At 60.3% G+C, this 2504-nt stretch carries 3 protein-coding genes and 2 pseudogenes; 1 reads left to right on the top strand and 4 read right to left on the bottom strand.

The window, feature by feature from the left end; translation table 11 throughout:
- Positions 1-652, top strand: a 652-nt coding sequence (locus QT222_RS02505) for a hypothetical protein (protein WP_491476198.1), incomplete at its 5' end; no start/stop codon positions are given.
- An 80-nt stretch (positions 653-732) separates the two neighbouring features.
- Here QT222_RS02505 and QT222_RS02510 read toward each other — a convergent pair.
- The 4 genes and pseudogenes from QT222_RS02510 to QT222_RS02525 form a co-directional block, all read right to left on the bottom strand.
- Positions 733-1128 (bottom strand): annotated as a pseudogene (locus tag QT222_RS02510) (DUF7567 family protein).
- A 73-nt stretch (positions 1129-1201) separates the two neighbouring features.
- Positions 1202-1566 (bottom strand): annotated as a pseudogene (locus tag QT222_RS02515) (DUF7568 family protein).
- Between the two features lie 3 nt (positions 1567-1569).
- Complete coding sequence (locus tag QT222_RS02520) at positions 1570-2061, bottom strand: DUF7995 family protein (RefSeq protein ID WP_491476200.1); 492 nt, start codon at positions 2059-2061, stop codon at positions 1570-1572.
- A 108-nt stretch (positions 2062-2169) separates the two neighbouring features.
- Positions 2170-2504 (bottom strand): DUF8025 family protein (locus tag QT222_RS02525; protein ID WP_491476199.1); only part of this gene is annotated, 335 nt, incomplete at its 5' end.

A 2504-nucleotide genomic window follows, 5' to 3' on the forward strand; every position in this document is an offset into this window, starting at 1 on the left:
CCCCTACGACCGGGAGTTGATAGAGCAGTTGGCGATTCTCCAAACTATCACGGAAACCCGAATTCCCGCGCCGATGGAGCTGATTCCACCACAGATAGAGGTGATTGAGGTCTGGACGGAATCCGACCGTGAAACTGAGGATGCTGAGCAAGCAGTAGAAGAGCTTCAGGGAATCGGTGACGACTTGGATTCTACGATTGTCTTCATCGACCGAATCACACCTGACCAAGAGGTCGTTCAGGAGCAATTCGTGGGGATGATTCCCGGTAGAATTAATTTCGACTTCGAATTTGAAACCGAAGGCGGACAGGAACGATTCGAGGAGATGGTGGGGCCCTCCCAACAGTTCTCATTCCCCGCTTACGGATATTCAGGTACCCACGAGGAACTGGTCTCGTATTTGGAGGAGGATATCGAGAGAATCCATGAAGTTCTGGCACCCTTGGGTGTAGGAACTGGTGGTGTCCCTGATTTGCGCCTCCAATATACGATCGGTGAATCTGGATTCTGGCGTACAGAACACACGCTCCGGCTCCAAGTAGTCGATACAGGTCAGAGCCACGGGCCAATTGAGTGTCAACTGTGTGGTGAGGTTACGACGGATATCCAGACTCATCTTACTGAGGAATGTGACGCTGAACCGCTCTCTTGACCTCTAAACCCAAGGGTTCACGCCCTCTATGCAGCAAAGATATTGACAAATATCACCTGCTGAGGGATTCACCATGAGTACTATGCCAGATGCGATACGTCGTCGGACTCCTCCACGTCGTCGAACTCGCCACGCTCGACAGGTTCCCAGTCCTCACCCGGCTCCGGACTCCACCAATCTACCTCGTAGGTGCCCGATGCGCCGAAGACCTTCACCCGCGCCGATCCATCCGGAAGATCGCGACGTAGCTTCTCGTCGACGTGGAGGTTCTAGGTCGTGGTAGAATCGAAGCAGGCGAGCACGGCCTCCTCGTAGCCGCGTGTCTCTCGAGATTCCTGGAGTTCGACCTGGGTGTTGCAGTTCTTGCAGAACACCCCCTCGAACGGGATGTGGGTGAACACCTCCTGCCCGCAGACGGGACACCAGAGGAACTCGAACAGTGCCTCACTGTGTCGGTCAAGTACTTCGAGACTCATTGGTTGACTAACCCGGCCGTCCCGGGCCACGACCTCGTGCCCGGCCGAAAAACAGCGCCCACCGCTCACTCACTCACCGCTCGGCGCCGTAGACGATGCGGGAGAGGGCTTCGTACCCACAGTCGGGGCAATCGTACCAGCGCTGGACCTTCGCCCCGTCTGCTGCCTTCTCGCCGACGCGAACGTCGTCGCTCGGGCATTCCGGACAGCTGAGTTCCGGAGCCGGCCGCTCCCGGAGCACGTCACGGAACGACTTCGCGTCTTTCGTCTCGTATCCCCGCGACCAGACCGGGTAGCCGTCGACGAGGATTGCCCCACGCCACTTGTACCGGTAGAGTCCGGCGCTCGATGCAAGACGGCTCGCGCACCGGTCTCGGCGTTCCGATACGCGAGTGTCGGCGAGCGGCTCTCGCGTCGCCAGTTGGTGATGCGGGGCATTGTTCAGAAGTGGACGTCTGCGGGCACGATCCAGAGCTCATCACTCTCCTCAAGGACTCGATCCAGCTGCTCGCGATGTCGGATTCCGTTCGCGTACTCGTTGTACAGGAACACCGTCGGGCCGTCGTAGGCGCCGACCTGGTGGAAGGCGTGCCGGGCGAGGTCTTCGTCCCGCATGATCTCCTCGTCTGAGAGCTCTTCGATGGCTTCCTTCACCCGGCCGAGATTGCGCTCGAACTCCTCCTTCGTCGCCTCCCAGCCACGCTCGAGCAGGTCCTGGCCGTCATCGGAGTCGACAGGAGCCGCGGTCGGAAGCTCACCCCATCGCGCCTTCCCTGCAACGGACGTGTCCTCCTCGTCGAACGTGACGAAGTAATCGAAGACGGCGCCGGTGTGTGGATCCGCGCCGACCAATCGCTCGAACACCGTCTGTCCGGTGGCCAGCGCGTCGTCGTGCGTCGATGCCTCTACCAGCGCGTAAATGACCATATGCATCTTGAACACCTCGAAGCGCCGACGCACCGGGGATCGTTGCTCGCTCACCCCGTGCTGCGCCGGCACCCATCGCTGGCGCACAAAAACCACTCTCGGCGCTTCCCTCTCTCAGGGGCCGTCCGCACGCTCGACGGTGATGGTCAGATCTCCCGATTCGTAGTCGGCCTCGAACGCGACCGAGAACCCATCCGACTCGTACACCGCGTGGTAGGATCGATGCAGTTCGAGCGAGCCGGTTGCCTTGAAATGGAAGAATGCGGCTGCGGTGTAGGGCGTGCTGGCGGTCTCGATCTCTGCCTCCACCGCGGCTGGGACGGCGACCTGGGCTGCGACGCTGTCAGCACCGTCAGCAAACTCTCGTGCTTCCTCGGCCGCCGCTTGCGAGTGCGCTAGCGTTTCGCCCGTCAACACGCTCACCGGCGTCTCCCCATCGTCGGCGAATT

It is taken from the genome of Haloferax sp. s1, assembly GCF_058382125.1.

Excerpts from the sequence above, each read along its gene's own strand:
- QT222_RS02520 (WP_491476200.1), bottom strand. The coding sequence starts at position 2,061 with ATGCATATGGTCATTTACGCGCTGGTAGAGGCATCGACGCACGACGAC.